This window comes from Acidocella sp. KAb 2-4 (assembly GCF_020567705.1).
Taxonomy (GTDB): domain Bacteria; phylum Pseudomonadota; class Alphaproteobacteria; order Acetobacterales; family Acetobacteraceae; genus Acidocella.
On record NZ_JAJDJU010000016.1, the window covers coordinates 47,391 to 62,795 of the forward strand.

A 15,405-nucleotide genomic window follows, 5' to 3' on the forward strand; every position below is an offset into this window, starting at 1 on the left:
CGGCACAGGCCGCCGCGGGGCATCAGGCGGGCACCGAGGCCATGGTGTCGCCGGCCGAGAAATCGGAGAAGGCGTCTTCCCAACTTCCAGTTGTGGACGCTTTGCTGTACTCGGTTGAGCGGTTCTCGAAGAAATTGGCGTGCTCCACCGCGTTCAGCATCTCATCCAGCCAAGGCAGCGGGTTCTTCTCGACATGGAAGAGCGGGTTCAGGCCAAGCTGGGCGAGGCGGCGGTCGGCGATGTAGCGGATGTAGCGCTTCACCTCCTCCGAGGTGAGGCCCTCGATCGGCCCCAGCTCGAAGGCGAGGTCGATGAACGCGTCCTCGTGATCGACGATGGTGGCGCAGACGAGATACAGCTCGCGGCGCAGATCCTCGGTCCAGACCTCCGGGTTTTCAGACACGAAGGTGCGGAACAGCTTGATGATGCTCTCGCAGTGCAGGGATTCGTCGCGCACCGACCAGGTGACGATCTGGCCCATTCCCTTCATCTTGTTGAAGCGCGGGAAGTTGAGCAGGATGGCGAAGGTGGCGAAGAGCTGAAGCCCCTCGGTGAAGGCCCCGAACGCGGCCAGGGTCTTGGCGATCTCATGCTTATTCTCGACCGAGAAGCCGTGCATGTAATCGTATTTGTCCTTCATCTCCTTGTATTTGAGGAAGGCCTGGTACTCCACCTCGGGCATGCCCACGGTGTCGAGCAGATGCGAGTAGGCGGCGATATGCACGGTCTCGATGTTGGAGAACGCCGAGAGCATCATCAGCACCTCGGTCGGCTTAAACACGCGGGAGTACTGCTTCATATAGCAGTTATTCACCTCGACATCCGCCTGGGTGAAGAAGCGGAAGATCTGGGTGAGCAGGTTGCGCTCGGAATCGGTGATGTTCTTGTGCCAATCCTTCACGTCATCGGCCAGCGGCACTTCCTCGGGCAGCCAATGCACGCGCTGCTGCGTCAACCAGGCGTCATAGGCCCAGGGGTAGCGGAACGGCTTGTAAACCGGGTTCTCGGTTAGCAGGTCGTATTTATGCTCCACCACGGGGGCGGGGGTGACAATCTGTCCGCTCATCAGAAACGCCTTCAAACTCTGGGCCATTATGCTTGCCCCGGAAACATATGAGGTCCGGGGACGCGAGGCCTCCGGCAGGAACGCAAGGGGCTTTGCCCCAGGCGGTTTACTGGCAGGCCAGGCATTCCTCGTAATTGGTGCCGCTGGCCGCCACCGGCAATGGCTGGGCGCCATCATTCGCCGCCGGCGCGGCGTGGAAATCCACCGCCTTCTCCTTCTTCTCGGAGACGTTATCGGCGCGCTGGATGGAGAGCGAGCGGCAGTAATACAGCGATTTCACGCCCTTCTTCCAGGCTTGGTAGTGGATCTGGTGGAGGTCGCGCTTGTTCACATTGGCCGGCAGGAACAGGTTGATCGACTGGCTCTGGCAGATATAGGGCGCGCGGTCGGCGGCGTGTTCAACGATCCAGCGCTGATCCAGCTCGAAGGCGGTCTTGTACACATCCTTCTCGTGCTGGGTCAGGAAGTCGAGATGCTGCACCGAGCCCTTGTTGATGGTGATCGAGGTCCAGGTTTCCTCGTCATCCTTGCCGTATTTGGCCAGCACCTGCTGCAGCGGCCGGTTGCGCACCGAGAAGCTGCCCGAGAGCGTCTTCTGCAGGAATACATTGGCCGCGATCGGCTCGATGCCCGGCGAGGTGTTACCGGCGATGATCGAGATGGAGGCGGTGGGGGCAATGGCGATCTTGTGGCTGAAGCGCTCCATGATGCCATAATCGGCGGCGTCCGGGCAGGCGCCGCGCTCCTCGGCCAGCTTGCGCGAGGCGGCATCGGCCTGGGCGCGGATATGCTTGAACATCTTAATGTTCCACACCTTGGCCATGACGCTTTCCAGCGGCACGTTCTGCTCCTGCAGGAAGGAGTGGAAGCCCATCACGCCCAGCCCGACCGAACGCTCGCGGAAGGCGGCATATTTCGCCTTCTCCATCGAATCCGGGGCTTTGTTGATGAAATCCTGCAACACGTTGTCGAGGAAGCGCATCACATCCTCGATGAACTGCTCGTCCTGGTGCCATTCCAGCCAGGTTTCCAGGTTGAGCGAGGAGAGGCAGCACACGGCGGTGCGCTGCTTGCCGTATTGGTCGATGCCGGTGGGCAGGGTGATCTCGGCGCAGAGATTGGAGGTCTTCACCTCCAGCCCGGCCAGCTTGTGCTGCTGCGGGCGCGCGTTGTTCACATGGTCGGAGAAGATCAGATACGGCTCGCCGGTCTCGATGCGGGCGGTGAGGATGCGGATCCACAGGGCGCGGGCCGAGATGGAGCGGACATGCGAGCCGTCCTTGGGGGATTTCAGCGGCCATTGCTCGTCAGCCTCGACCGCGCGCATGAAGGCGTCGGAAATGAGGATGCCGTGATGCAGGTTGAGCGCCTTGCGGTTGGGGTCGCCGCCGGTAGGGCGGCGGATTTCCACGAATTCCTCGATCTCTGGGTGCCAGACCGGCAGATACACCGCCGCCGAGCCGCGGCGCAGATCGCCCTGGGAGATGGCGAGGGTGAGAGAGTCCATGACGCGGATGAAGGGGATGATGCCCGAGGTCTTGCCCGCGCCTTTCACCTTCTCGCCGATGGAGCGCAGATTGCCCCAATAGGAGCCGATGCCGCCGCCCTTGGAGGCCAGCCAGACATTCTCGTTCCACAGCCCCACGATGCCCTCCAGGCTGTCGGAGGCTTCGTTGAGGAAGCAGGAAATCGGCAGGCCGCGATCGGTGCCGCCATTGGAGAGCACCGGGGTGGCGGGCATGAACCACATCTTGGAGATGTAGTCATAGAGCCGCTGCGCATGGGCGGAATCGTCGCCATAATAAGAGGCGACGCGGGCGAACAGGTCCTGATAGGTCTCGCCGGGCAGCAGATAGCGGTCATCCAGCGTGGCGCGGCCGAAATCGGTGAGCAGCGAGTCGCGCGAGCGGTCAACCTGCACCGGGTGGCGTCCACGCATCTGCACGATGTCTTCATTCAGCAGCGCGGCTTCGGGTTTCGTCATCACGTTCATCTGCTGGTTCCCAGTTGGTAAAGCGGGGGGCATAACAACATATAGTCAGGGGCTCGTGCAATCACTACTACATGAAGCTGGTAAACATTTTTTCATGGACCTTGTTTTGCCACGAGTCACGCGCCGGGAGGAATCACGGCGTTCGCTTTATGTTCCAGAACATGGGCATGCGGCGCCGGGCCGTCAAGCGAGTCGGGCGGGCCGAATCGGCTCAGACCGGCAGGCGGCGCAGGGCGCGTTGCAGAGGCTGGTCGAGGAGGAAGGCCGCAAGCGCGGTTACGGCCAGCGACACGGCTATGAGCAAGCCGAACAATAGCACCGCGGGCATGGTGTGGTTGATATGGAGCTTGAATACGATGATGTATCCGGCGAGGAACGAGCAAGCCGGATGCAGCAGGTAGAGAGGGTAGGACAAGGTGCCCAGCGCGCCCGTCCAGCGTGGCGGGCGCAGTGCGCCGGCGCGTTCCAGCGCCGCAAGACAAAAAATAACCCCCGCGTAGAGGATCCCGACAAAGGGCTCCAGCGGCTTGGTCGGATAATGAAAGCCCCAGTTTTCGAGGCGGATCTGGTTCAGGAGCACGCCGCCAAGCACGGCCAACGCCAGCCACAGGATATCCTTGCGCAGTGTCGTCCGGGCCAGCAGCAGCGCGGCGCCGATACCGCAGAAAAACAGCCAGTCATGGCCGTCGAACATGTGCCATTTGAGGCCCGGCGGCAGGATGTCCGGCAGCGGATGCGGAGCGTGCGGGAAGGTGACACTATACCATTGATAGGTCAGCCCGGCGAGCCAGAGGCCGAACACGTAACGCCGTGCCCGGGGCAGCAGCGCCAACCCGAACATGGCGTAAAACAGGATTTCAAAGCGCAGGCTCCAGGCGGGCGGGTTGAGTTCCCAAAACTGGAAGGGCGTGAACGGGTCGAGCGAATAAATCTCCGCCATATATAGGTGCTTGTGCCCGTAGATGGGCCATAGCAGCCAGACCATCGGAACCAGCGAGAGCCAGTAGAGCGGGTAGATGCGGCAAAAACGGCGCCAGACATAGCGCGGCAGGCGCGAGAGGCGTCCGGCGTCTTGATAATGCGCCTCGGTCATCACGAAGCCCGAAAGCACGAAGAAAAACAGCACGGGCGCGATCGGCGGCGCGGTGAGCCAGCCCGGCATGCTGCCGGCGCCATATTGGCCCGAAAACGCGGAGAGGTGTTCGGTGGCCACGCAGAGCGCCGCGATGAAGCGGGCGATTTCGAGCGTTAAGATACGGTTGGCGGGGCTTGGCGCGGGCATGCATTCGCGGATAGGTGCGGTAGGATTAAGCGTCAAGCGCCGCCCCGCCGCGCAAAATCGCTTCGGCCTGGGCGGTGATGCCCTGCTCGTCATGCAAAACCAGGCCCGGATGCACCGTATCCGCGCTTTTACCGCCTTTGCGGGCGGTCAGGATCACCATTTTCGCGGGTTGCCCGGCGCGCGGCCAGAGCGGGATGAGCGTGATGCTACCGCAGGCCGGGCGCAGGCAGGCGGCGGCCTCGGCGAAGCTGGCGGCGGGCAGGATCAGCGCCAGGGTGCCGCGGGTGCGCAACACGCGCAGCAGCTCCGCGATCCAGCGGTGCAGCAGGCCCTCCGGCGCCATGTGGGCGGCGGCGCGGCGGGCATCCGGCGGGGCTGTGTTGCGCGCGCCGAACCAGGGCGGGTTGGCCAGAGTATGGTGGAAGCTGTCTGGCGCGAAGGGCAGGGCGGTGGCGTCGGCCCGCAGCGCGTGCATCGCACCCAGCCCGTTGGCCGCGAAATTCTCCGCGGCCAACGCCGCCAGGGCGGCGTCGCGCTCAACCCCCACGCCCTGCACACCTGGCACCCGGGCACCCAGGCAGAGCAGCGCCGCCCCGGCGCCGGTGCCGGCCTCCAGCACCCTCTCGCCCGCCCGCGCTGGCACGGCGGCGGCGAGCAGCACTGGCTCGAAGCCGCTACGATGGCCGCCCCGCAACTGCCGGTAGGTCAACCGCCCGCCGAGCAGGCCACCTGTGCTTACCTCGTCCATGCCCGCTACCTTGACCTCCGCTACAACCGGCTAGATATGGAGCTATCGCATATCCGCGAGACAGGTTAAGGCGCAAAAAATTGGATGGTTCGACGCCGGTGACAAATGATGCTCTGGGACGGCTGACGGCGCTGCTGGCGCGCGATCTGCAAGCCACCAACGAAACCATTCTGGCGCGCATGGACAGCCCCGTCGCCCTGATCCCGCAGCTGGCGGCGCATCTGGTGGCGGCGGGCGGCAAGCGGCTGCGCCCGCTGCTCACCTTGGCCACGGCCCGGCTCTGCGGCTATGGCGGCGACCGCCAGATCAGGCTCGCCGCCTGTGTGGAGTTCATCCATACCGCCACGCTGCTGCATGACGACGTGGTGGACGAATCGCTCCTCCGGCGCGGTTTCGCCAGCGCCAACGCGGTGTTTGGCAACAAGGCCTCGGTGCTGGTCGGCGATTTCCTGTTCGCCCGCGCCTTCCAGCTGATGGTCGAGGATGGCTCGCTGGAGGTGCTGCGTATCCTGTGCGCCGCCGCCGCCACCATCGCTGAGGGTGAGGTGCTGCAACTCACCACGCAAAACGACCTCTCCACCACCGAGGAGAAATATTTCGAGGTGATCCGCGGCAAAACCGCCGCGCTGTTCGCCGCCGCGTGCGAGGTGGGCGGGGTGATCGCCGGGGAGCCGCCGGAGCGCTGCGCCGCGCTGTATCAGTTCGGCATGGATCTCGGCATGGCGTTTCAGCTTGTGGATGACGCGCTGGATTACTCCGCCGTGCAGGCCGAGCTGGGCAAGACGGTGGGCGACGATTTCCGCGAGGGCAAGCTGACCTACCCGGTGCTGGTGGCGATCGCCGCGGCCGAGGGCGAGGAGCAGGAATTCTGGACCCGCACCATCGAGCGCGGCGAGCAGGCCGAGGCGGATCTGCCGGCGGCGCTGGAGCTGATCCGCAAGCATGGCGGAACCGCGCGGACCATCGCCCGGGCCGAGGCGTTTATCGACTCCGCTTGTGCGGCGTTGCAGGCCTTCCCGGAGAGTGAGATGCGCGCCACCCTCATCGAGGTTGCGCGCTACACCACCGCGCGGCGATTTTGAACATCAGCCGCCCGCCCAGGAAGGCGGGCGGCTGAGCAGCTCAGCTCTTGGCGCCGACGACGCCGGTCACGGTGGAGCGCACCACGCTCACCACCACGTTCGGGGCGATCTCCACCTCGATCTCCGAGGCGCCGTCCGCCGCTTTTTTAACCGTGCCGACGATGCCGCCAGCGGTGACCACCTTGTCGCCGCGCTTGAGCGCGGAGATCTGGGCCTTCAGCTTCTTTTGCTGCTTCTGCTGCGGCAGCACGAGCAGGAAGTAGAACACCGCGGCCATCAGGATGATCGGCCCCCATTGCACGAGGGTGGTGATGGCGGAGCCGCCCGGGGCGGCGGCGTAGGCGGGGGTAACGAACATGAAGGCTCCGTGGTTGCGATGACGTGCGGCGGACCATAGGTTGCGCGGCGATGCAGTCAACAGGGGATAAGTCGAATGGATGATGCTTTGCTCCGCCGGATCGCCGAGGCGCTGGAACGCCTGGCCCCGCCGCTGCCCACGACGCCGGATTTGCGCGGGGCGGACGCCTTTGTCTGGCATCCCGAACGCGCGGCGCTGGCGCCGGTGCCGGTTGTGTCGCGGATGGAGATCGGGCTGCTCCAGGGAATCGCGCAGCAGAAGGAGATCCTGCTGGAGAACACGCGCCGCTTCGCCGCCGGGCTGCCGGCCAATAACGCCATGCTGTGGGGCGCGCGGGGCATGGGCAAATCCTCGCTGGTGAAGGCGGTGCATGCCGAGGTGAACCGCGCCACGCCCGGGGCGCTGGCGCTGGTGGAGATCCACCGCGAGGAGATCCGTACCCTGCCGGAGCTGCTCAACCTGCTGCGCGCCGGGCCGCGCCGTTGTGTGATTTTGTGCGACGACCTCTCCTTCGAGCGCGAGGACGCCGATTACAAGGCGCTGAAATCGGTGCTCGATGGCGGCATCGAGGGGCGGCCGGAGAATGTGCTGTTCTACGCCACCTCCAACCGCCGCCACCTGATGCCGCGCGACATGATCGAGAATGAGCGCTCCACCGCCATTCATCCGGGCGAGGCGATCGAGGAAAAGGTCTCCCTCTCCGACCGCTTCGGCCTCTGGCTCGGCTTCCATAATGCCGGGCAGGACGTGTTTTTCGCCATGATCGAGGGCTACGCCGCCGCCTATAAGCTGCCCATCACCACCGAGGCGCTGCATGCCGCGGCCGTGGAATGGTCGGTCACCCGTGGCGGGCGCTCGGGCCGCGTGGCATGGCAATTCATCCAAGACCTGGCCGGAAGGTTGGGTGTGCGCTTGACCGCGTGAAGCAGGTGCGGGAAAGGATACACCCCGCGAGGAAGGGTGGCCGAGTGGTTTAAGGCAGCGGTCTTGAAAACCGCCGTGCGTGTAAGCGTACCGTGGGTTCGAATCCCACCTCTTCCGCCAATAATCCTGTGATATTTAAGGTTTTTATCCGCATCCCGGCGCAGAGGCGGGAGCGTCCGGTGCCGCGCGCTAGGGCGATCACAAAGCTGCAGAATCACGAAATATCATTTGTTTGGGCCAATGAAAGCCTGTAATTCTGTTCATCAACAGGGTAGCATGGCGCAATGTTTGCCGCGGTCACGGCCGCGGCGAAGGCGCCCTTATCAGCAAGGCGATCACGGCATTGGCGTCCTCCGGCACTGTACTTGTCTCGAGCGGATCAACCAGCACCTGGTACGCCAGCGTCGCCAGCGGGCTTACGATCGGCTCGGGCGGGGTTGAGTATGTCTATGCCGGCGGCACGGCGAGCAGCACCGCTCTGGCCTCGGGCGGCGTGCAATATATTTCATCTGGCGGCACCGCGATCAACGACGTGATTTCCGGCGGCGGTGTCTATGCGTCCTATTTTGGCATCCCTGGCGGTTCGGCCTTCGTGGCTTCCGGCGGGGTTGCCAGCGCCACAGTGATATCCAGCGGTGGGTCTCTCTATGTTCTCGCGGGGGGCAGCGATCTGGCCACCGTGGTGAATAGCGGCGGCGTGGAATATGTGTCGTCGGGCGGCGCCGCTGCCGGTACGGTGGTGAGCGGCGGCGGTGTAGAGATCATATCGGCGGGTGGCGTGGCGAACCGCACCACGCTGAGCAGTGGCGGCGTGCAGTCGGTCTATGGCAGCGCTGTGGCGGCGATGCTCAATGGCGGCACCGAGATTGTTTATTCCGGCGGCGTGGCCAGCGCGGCAACGGTGATCAGCGGTAACCTGACCGTCTCCTCGGGCGGTATGGCCGTGGGGGCGGCTGTGAGTGGCGGGGGCAGCGTAACGGTCTCCTCCGGCGGCGTCGCCAGCGGCGTGGTCATCAGCAGCGGCGGCTCCGAAGTTGTGCTCACGGGCGGCGTGGCCAGCAATGGCTCGCTGCTTGGCGGCGCGCAATATGTCTCCGGCGGCAAAACGGTCTCCACCAGCATCGGCAATGGGGGAAGCGAGCAGCTCTATGCCGGTGGCACAGCCACGGCGACCATCGTGGTCAGTGGCGGTAATCTGGCCGTGTCCTCTGGCGGCACGGGCTCTGGCACGGTGGTGAGCAGCGGCGGCGCGGAGACGGTGTCGTCCGGCGGCGTGGCCAGCGGCACGGTGGTCAGCGGTGGCGGCGGCGAGACGATTTCCGCGGGCGGAAAGGCGGTGAGCGCCACCATCAGCCGCAGCGGTGTGCAGACCGTATCCTCTGGCGGCGTGGCCAGCGCCACTACGGTCGCCTCCGGCGGTGTCGAAGTGGTTGCGGCGGGCGGTACGGCCAGCGCCACCACGGTGAGCAGCGGCGGCTATCTGCTGATGCTGCCCGGCGGCACCAATACGGGCGCCACGATTGCGAGCGGCGGCAATGTCGTCTCCAACGGCGTGCTGCTCATCAACCCGGCCTCGGTGGCGTTCTCGCTCACGCTGAGCGGTGTCACCATTAGCAATGGCGGCGAGGAATATGTGCTCTCTGGCGGCACGGCCAGCGCCACCACGGTGCTCGGCGGTGGCGCGCAGCTGGTCTTGTCGGGTGGCGTGGCCAGCAGCACCGCGATTTATAGCGGCGGCGCGGCATATGTGTCCGCTGGCGGCCAGACGGTTTCCGCTACCGTGGCCTTCGGCGGCGCGGAGGTTGTTTCTTCGGGCGGCGTGGCCAGCGCGACCGCCGTGCAGAGCGGCGGCAGCCTTTACGCCTCGGCCGGGGGAACGGATTCCGCCACCGTGCTGAGCAGCGGCGGCGCGGAATATGTGTCCTCGGGCGGTGTCGCCAAGGGGACGGTCATTTACGGCGCCGGCACCCAATATGTGTTCTCCAGCGGCACGGCGTCGGGCACCATCATCAATAGCGGCGGCGTACAGGCCGTCTCCTCGGGCGGTTTGGCCAGCGCCACCACGGTGCTAGGCGGCGGCAATCAGACAGTTTACAGCGGCGGCCGCGCCGACGGCACCACGCTGAGCAGCGGCGGCGCCGAGACTGTCTCCTCCGGCGGCATCAATAGCGCCGCGACGGTATTGAGCGGCGCCACCCTGACGATCTCCTCCGCCGGTAGGGATTCTGGCACGGCGATCAGCGCGGGCGGGCAGGAGGTGGTCTCGAAGGGCGGCAGTGCCGTCGCCGCCACGGTGAGCAGCGGCGGTAGCCAGACGGTGTATTCCGGTGGCGTTGCCAGCACCACCACGGTCTTGACGGGCGGTAGCGCCACGGTCTCGTCCGGCGGCAAGACAGTGAACGCGGTGCTAAGCGCCGATGGCACCGAAGTGGTTTATGCGGGCGGCGCGGCGAGCGGCACGGTGGTGCGGAGCGGCGGCACGCTTTTCGTCTCCTCCGGCGGCACAGATTCCGGCACCAAGGTGAGCAGCGGCGGTAGCGAGACCGTGTATTCGGGCGCCACCGCGAGCGCCAGCACGGTGAGCGCTGGCGGCATCCAGATCGTGTCCGCCGGGGGCGGCACGGTTGCCAGCCTGCTCAGCGGCGGTATCGAGACGGTGTCCTCCGGCGCGGCGGCCAGCAACACGATCGTGCGCAGCGGCGGGTTGGAGATCGTCGCCTCGGGCGGCAGCGCCCTGGGCACCACGATCAGCTCAGGCGGGTTTCTGGTCGTGCTCTCGGGTGGCTACGCCTCCGGTACCACGAATAGCGGCGGCGGTACGGTGGTGTCGACCGGCGTGTTGCTCGCCAACCCGACATCCATCGTGTCCTCGTCCAGCCTTTCCGGCGTCACCATCAGCCCGGGCGGCAACGAGTTTGTCATGGCCAGCGGCACCGCCACCAGCAACATCGTGAGCAGCGGCGGCGTGCAGGGCGTGTATTACAGCGGCACGACCAGCGGCACGCAGGTGTTAAGCGGCGGTGTCGAGACGGTGTCGGTCGGCGGCACGGCGAAGAGCACGACGGTGAAGACCGGCGGTAGCTTGCAGGTCTATTCGGGCGGTGTCGATACCGGAACCGTGGTGAGCGGCGGTGCCGAGACGGTGAATTCCGGCGGCATCGCTTATGGCACGGTGGTCAGCAATGGCGGTGTCCAGGTCGTCAATTACGGCGGCGTCGCCAGCACCACCATCGTCAGCAGCGGCGGCACCGAGATCGTCTCGGGCGGGTCCGTCTATGGGCTGGTGGTGCAGAGCGGCGGCACGCTGGTCGAGTTGCCCGGCTCGGTCATCAACGTCACCAGCAGCGCCGGGGCGCGGATCATTTCGACTGGCGTCATCGACATCACCATTTCCGGGGTGAATGTGTATTCGCCTGGAAGTTCGGTGAACGGGCTGACGGCCAGCTCCGGCGGCTCGGTGGATGTGCTTTCGGGCGGCATCGTCAGCGGCACCAATGTCACCAATGGCGGGGCTGAGACAGTTTATGCGGGCGGCGTCGCCAGCGGCGCGCAGGTGGCGAGCGGCGGCGTCGAGGTTAATTCCGGCGGGGTGATCTACAACACGCTGATCAGCGGCGGCGGCGAATACACCGCCGCGGGCGCCACTTCCAACATCACCGTGACCAATAGCGGTTTCGACGAGATTTATTCCGCTGGCGTGGCCTATGGCACGGTGCTGATCAGCGGCGGGTTCGATGGCGTGTTCGCCGGCGGCGTGGCCAGCGGCACGGTGGTCGATGCCGGGGGCATTGAAGGGATCTTCAGCGGCGGCACCGGTATTGGCGCCACCGTGAACAGCGGCGGGGCGCTGTATGCCGGCGGCTCAGCCAGCTTCAGCGGCACTATCGTCACGGGCGGCACCACCTCCAACAACACCATCAACAGCGGCGGCATCGAGATCGTCGGCGTGGGTGGTGTCGCATCGGGCACGGTGCTTAACCAGGGCGGCGACCAATACGTTTATTCCTCAGGCAGTTACGCGATCGGCACCGTTATCAACAGCGGCGGTTATAACGAGCTGTATAACGGCGCCATCGCCAGCGGCTCGATCCTCAACAGCGGCGGCACCGAGGGCGTGTTCAGCGCGGCCTTCAGCTATAGCGCCACGGTCAGCTCGGGGGCGCAGCAATATGTGTATTCGGGTGGCGTCGCCTACGGCACCACAGTGCTTGCCGGCGGCACCGAACTATTGGCGGGCGGCGGCGCGGCCTTTGTCGATTCCGGGCAAACGGGCAGCGGCATCACGGCGCTGAGCGGCAGTCTGGTCATTGTGCTGCCCGGCGGCAGCGTCGGCGGGGCGACGCTCTCCGCGGGCGCGACTACCGTGTCGAGCGGCGTGGTCATCTATAATTCCACTGGGTTTACGGTGTCGTCCGGCGTTGCCAGCGCGGCGATCAGCGCGGGTGGCGTGGAATATGTGTTGCCCAATGGCCGCACGGCCAACACGGTGATCAGCAGTGGCGGCACGCAGCTGGTATTCTCGGGCGGCGTGGCGAGCACGACAACCGTGCTGAACGGCGGGCAGGAGGTTTTGTCCGTCGGCGCCAAGACGGTCTCCACGATCCTCAGCGGCGGCGGTTCCGAGGTGGTTTCCTCGGGCGGCACGGCGACGGGGACGATCGTGCGCAGCGGCGGCATTTTCACCGTCTCCAGCGGCGGCGTGGCGAACGGCACGGTGATGAGTTCCGGCGGTTCCGCGGTGGTGTTGTCCGCCGGCACTGACTCCGCCAGCACCATCAGCAATGGCGGTGCGGAGATCGTGTCAGCGGGCGGCGTGGCGAGCGGCGCGGTTGTGAGCAGCGGCGGCGTGCAATCGGCGTTGGGCACCACGGTGTCGACAACGCTGAGCGGCGGCGCCGAGGTGGTGTTGTCCGGCGGCGTGGCGAGCAACACGGTGGTCAGCGCCGGCGGCAGTGAGATCGTGTCTTCCGGCGGTGTCGCCAGCAACACCAGCGTAAGGAGCGGCGGCACCGTCAACATTTCCAGCGGCGGCAGCTATGTCGGCACGGTGGTGAGCAGCGGCGGCACCGAGGTGGTGTTTTCGGGCGCCGTGGCGAGCGGAACGGTGATCAGCAGCGGCGGCGTGGAGGTCGTATCCTCGGGTGGCGTGGCCAGCGCGATTGTGGTGAGCAGCGGCGGCACGCAATCGGCTTACGGCACCACGGTTTCCACCATGCTGAGCGGCGGCGCCGAGCTGGTGCTGTCGGGCGGCGTGGCGAGCAACACGGTGGTCAGCGCCGGTGGCAGTGCGGTGGTGTCCTCCGGCGGCACGGCGCTGTCGGCGATCGTCAGCAGCGGCGGCACGGTGGTTGTCTCCACGGGTGGCGTCGGCAGCGCCACAATCGTGCTCAATGGCGGGTCGGCCGTAGTGTCGGCAGGCGGCACGGATACCGCGACGTTGGTGAGCAGCGGCGGCACGGAAATCGTGTCGGCGGGCGGCGTGGCCAGCGCGATTGTGGTGAGCAGCGGCGGCACGCAATCGGCTTACGGCACCACGGTTTCCACCACGCTGAGCGGCGGGGTGGAGACGGTGCTGTCGGGCGGTGTGGCGAGCAGCACCGTGGTCAGCAGCGGCACGGTCACGGTGTCGGCGAGCGGCAAGACGGTTTCCACCATTGTCAGCAGTGGCACGGCGGAAATCGTGTCCTCGGGCGGTGTCGGCAGTGCCACGATCGTGCTGGGCGGCGGCTCGGCGGTTATTGCGAGCGGCGGTACGGATTCTGGCTCGGTGGTGAGCAGCGGCGGCGCGGAAATCGTGTCGGCGGGTGGCACGGCGAGCCGCACGGTGGTGAGCGGTGGTGGTGTGCAATCGGCGCTTGGCACCACGGTTTCCACCACGCTGAGCGGCGGGGCGGAGACGGTGCTCTCGGGCGGCGTGGCCAGTAACACGGTAGTCAGCAGCGGCACAGTCACAGTGTCGGCGAGCGGCAAGACGGTTTCCACCATTGTCAGCAGTGGCACGGCGGAGATCGTGTCCTCGGGCGGTGTCGGCAGTGCCACGATCGTGCTGGGCGGCGGCTCGGCGGTTATTGCGAGCGGCGGCACGGATTCTGGCTCGGTGGTGAGCAGCGGCGGCGTGGAAATCGTGTCGGCGGGCGGCACGGCGAGCCGCACGGTGGTGAGCGGTGGTGGCGTGCAGTTGGCGCTGGGCACCACGGTTTCCACCACGCTGAGCAGCGGCGGCAGCGAGGTGGTGGTCTCGGGCGGCGTGGCCGGCAACACGGTGGTGAGCAGCGGCGGCCAGTTGACGGTCTCCACGGGCGGCAAGGCGGTGTCGGCCATCGTCAGCAGCGGCGGCGTGGAGATCGCCTCGGCCGGTGCGACCGCGAGCGGCACGGTCGTGAGCACTGGCGGCTCGGCGGTTATTGCCAGCGGCGGCACGGATTCTGGCTCGGTGGTGAGCAGCGGCGGCGTGGAAATCGTGTCGTCGGGCGGTGTGGCGAGCAATACGGTCGTGAACAGTGGCGGCACGCAATCGGCGCTGGGCGTCACAGTCTCTACGACCCTCAGTGGCGGCGCCGAGGCGGTGCTGTCGGGCGGTGTGGCGAGCAATACCGCGGTTAGCAGCGGCACGGTCACGGTGTCGTCTGGCGGGCTCGCGGTGTCGGTGACGCTGAGCAGTGGCGGTAGAGAGGCCGTGCTGTCGGGCGGCACGGCGAGCGGCATGATTGTGCGCAGCGGTGGCACGGTCACGGTGTCGTCCGGTGGCGCGGATTCCAGCACGGTGGTGAGCGGCGGCGGCGTGGAGATCGTGTCGTCGGGTGGTGTGGCGAGCAATACGGTCGTGAGCAGTGGCGGCACGCAATCGGCGTTGGGCATCACGGTTTCCACCACGCTGAGCAGCGGTGGCGCCGAGACGGTGCTCTCCGGCGGCACGGCGAGCGGGACAGTGGTCGGCGCTGGGGCGACCGAAACGGTGACGAGCGGCGGCACGGGTTCAGCCGCGATGGTGAATGCGAGCGGCACGCTCGTCGTCTCCAATGGCGGCCGGGATAGCGCGACGGTTATTAGCAGCGGTGGCAGCGAGGTGGTGGTGTCGGGCGGCGTGGCCAGCGGCACCGTGATCAGCAGCGGTGGCGTGGAGGTGGTATTCTCCGGCGGTACGGTGAGCGGCGCGGTGGTGAGCAGTGGCGGCGATCTGGTGCTGCTGCCTGGCGCGGTGGCGACTGGAACGATCCTTTCGGGTGGCAGCATCGTGTCCACCGGTGTGGTGATTTCGGGCACGAACGGCGTCACTGTGGCGTCGGGGCCGGTCAGCGCCACGCTGGGCGCTGGAACTGTGGAATATGTGTTGTCCGGCGGCGTCGCCAGCGGAACGGTGATCACCAGCGGGGGCGCGCAGATCGTGTTCTCGGGCGGTGTCGGGAGCAGCACGACGGTATCCAGCGGCGGCGTTGAAACGGTGTCTGCGGGTGGCATCACCGTATCGACTACGCTGAGCAGTGGCGGCAGCGAGGCGGTGCTGTCGGGCGGCGCGGGCAGCGGCACGATTGTGCGCAGCGGCGGTACGGTCACGGTGTCGTCTGGCGGCACGGATTCCGGCACGGTGGTGAGCAGCGGCGGCGCGGAAATCGTATTGGCGGGCGGGACGGCGAGCAGCACGGTGGTCAGTAGTGGCGGCACGCAATCGGCTTACGGCACCACGGTTTCCACGACGCTCAGCGGTGGCGCCGAGACGGTGCTGTCCGGCGGCGCGGCCAGTGGCACGGTCGTCAGCGGCGGTACGGTCACGGTGTCGTCCGGCGGCACGGATTCCGGCACGGTGGTGAGCAGCGGCGGCGTGGAAATCGTGTCGGCTGGCGGCACGGCGAGCAGCACGGTGGTCAGTAGTGGCGGCACGCAATCGGATTACGGCACCACGGTTTCCACGACGCTCAGCGGTGGCGCCGAGACGGTGCTGTCGGGCGGTGTGG

General features: G+C 66.5%; 8 protein-coding genes and 1 tRNA gene. 4 read left to right on the forward strand and 5 right to left on the reverse strand.

What is annotated here, in order from left to right:
- Positions 1–22 precede the first annotated feature (22 nt).
- The 4 genes from LI953_RS11255 to LI953_RS11270 form a co-directional block, all read right to left on the reverse strand.
- Complete coding sequence (locus LI953_RS11255; RefSeq protein WP_227076181.1) at positions 23–1,066, reverse strand: ribonucleotide-diphosphate reductase subunit beta; 1,044 nt, start codon at positions 1,064–1,066, stop codon at positions 23–25.
- 106 nt (positions 1,067–1,172) lie between these two features.
- Positions 1,173–3,059 carry a ribonucleoside-diphosphate reductase subunit alpha gene (locus LI953_RS11260; RefSeq protein ID WP_227076182.1) on the reverse strand — a complete coding sequence of 629 codons (1,887 nt, stop codon included), beginning with the start codon at positions 3,057–3,059 and terminating at the stop codon, positions 1,173–1,175.
- Positions 3,060–3,270: 211 nt separating this feature from the next.
- Positions 3,271–4,341, reverse strand: coding sequence for an acyltransferase (locus LI953_RS11265; RefSeq protein ID WP_227076183.1), 1,071 nt, complete (start codon positions 4,339–4,341; stop codon positions 3,271–3,273).
- Positions 4,342–4,366: 25 nt separating this feature from the next.
- Complete coding sequence (locus LI953_RS11270; protein ID WP_227076184.1) at positions 4,367–5,089, reverse strand: tRNA1(Val) (adenine(37)-N6)-methyltransferase; 723 nt, start codon at positions 5,087–5,089, stop codon at positions 4,367–4,369.
- Between the two features lie 80 nt (positions 5,090–5,169).
- On the opposite strand from LI953_RS11270, the gene LI953_RS11275 reads away from it, so the two are divergent.
- Positions 5,170–6,171 carry a polyprenyl synthetase family protein gene (locus tag LI953_RS11275; RefSeq protein WP_255643151.1) on the forward strand — a complete coding sequence of 334 codons (1,002 nt, stop codon included), beginning with the start codon at positions 5,170–5,172 and terminating at the stop codon, positions 6,169–6,171.
- A gap of 40 nt (positions 6,172–6,211) precedes the next feature.
- On the opposite strand, the gene yajC is transcribed toward LI953_RS11275, so the two are convergent.
- Complete coding sequence (gene yajC / locus LI953_RS11280; RefSeq protein WP_227076185.1) at positions 6,212–6,529, reverse strand: preprotein translocase subunit YajC; 318 nt, start codon at positions 6,527–6,529, stop codon at positions 6,212–6,214.
- A gap of 75 nt (positions 6,530–6,604) precedes the next feature.
- On the opposite strand from yajC, the gene LI953_RS11285 reads away from it, so the two are divergent.
- From LI953_RS11285 to LI953_RS11295, 3 genes are all read left to right on the forward strand, one after another.
- Positions 6,605–7,453, forward strand: a complete 849-nt coding sequence (locus LI953_RS11285) for an ATP-binding protein (protein WP_227076186.1) — start codon at positions 6,605–6,607, stop codon at positions 7,451–7,453.
- A gap of 30 nt (positions 7,454–7,483) precedes the next feature.
- Positions 7,484–7,573: transfer RNA gene (locus tag LI953_RS11290), tRNA-Ser, on the forward strand.
- A gap of 223 nt (positions 7,574–7,796) precedes the next feature.
- On the forward strand, positions 7,797–15,405 hold a 7,609-nt coding region (locus LI953_RS11295; RefSeq protein WP_227076187.1), incomplete at its 3' end, for an AIDA repeat-containing protein.

Coding starts and splice junctions, on each gene's coding strand:
- LI953_RS11255 (WP_227076181.1), bottom strand. CDS start 1,066: ATGAGCGGACAGATTGTCACCCCCGCCCCCGTGGTGGAGCATAAATAC.
- LI953_RS11260 (WP_227076182.1), bottom strand. CDS start 3,059: ATGAACGTGATGACGAAACCCGAAGCCGCGCTGCTGAATGAAGACATC.
- LI953_RS11265 (WP_227076183.1), bottom strand. CDS start 4,341: ATGCCCGCGCCAAGCCCCGCCAACCGTATCTTAACGCTCGAAATCGCC.
- LI953_RS11270 (WP_227076184.1), bottom strand. CDS start 5,089: ATGGACGAGGTAAGCACAGGTGGCCTGCTCGGCGGGCGGTTGACCTAC.
- yajC (WP_227076185.1), bottom strand. CDS start 6,529: ATGTTCGTTACCCCCGCCTACGCCGCCGCCCCGGGCGGCTCCGCCATC.
- LI953_RS11285 (WP_227076186.1), top strand. CDS start 6,605: ATGGATGATGCTTTGCTCCGCCGGATCGCCGAGGCGCTGGAACGCCTG.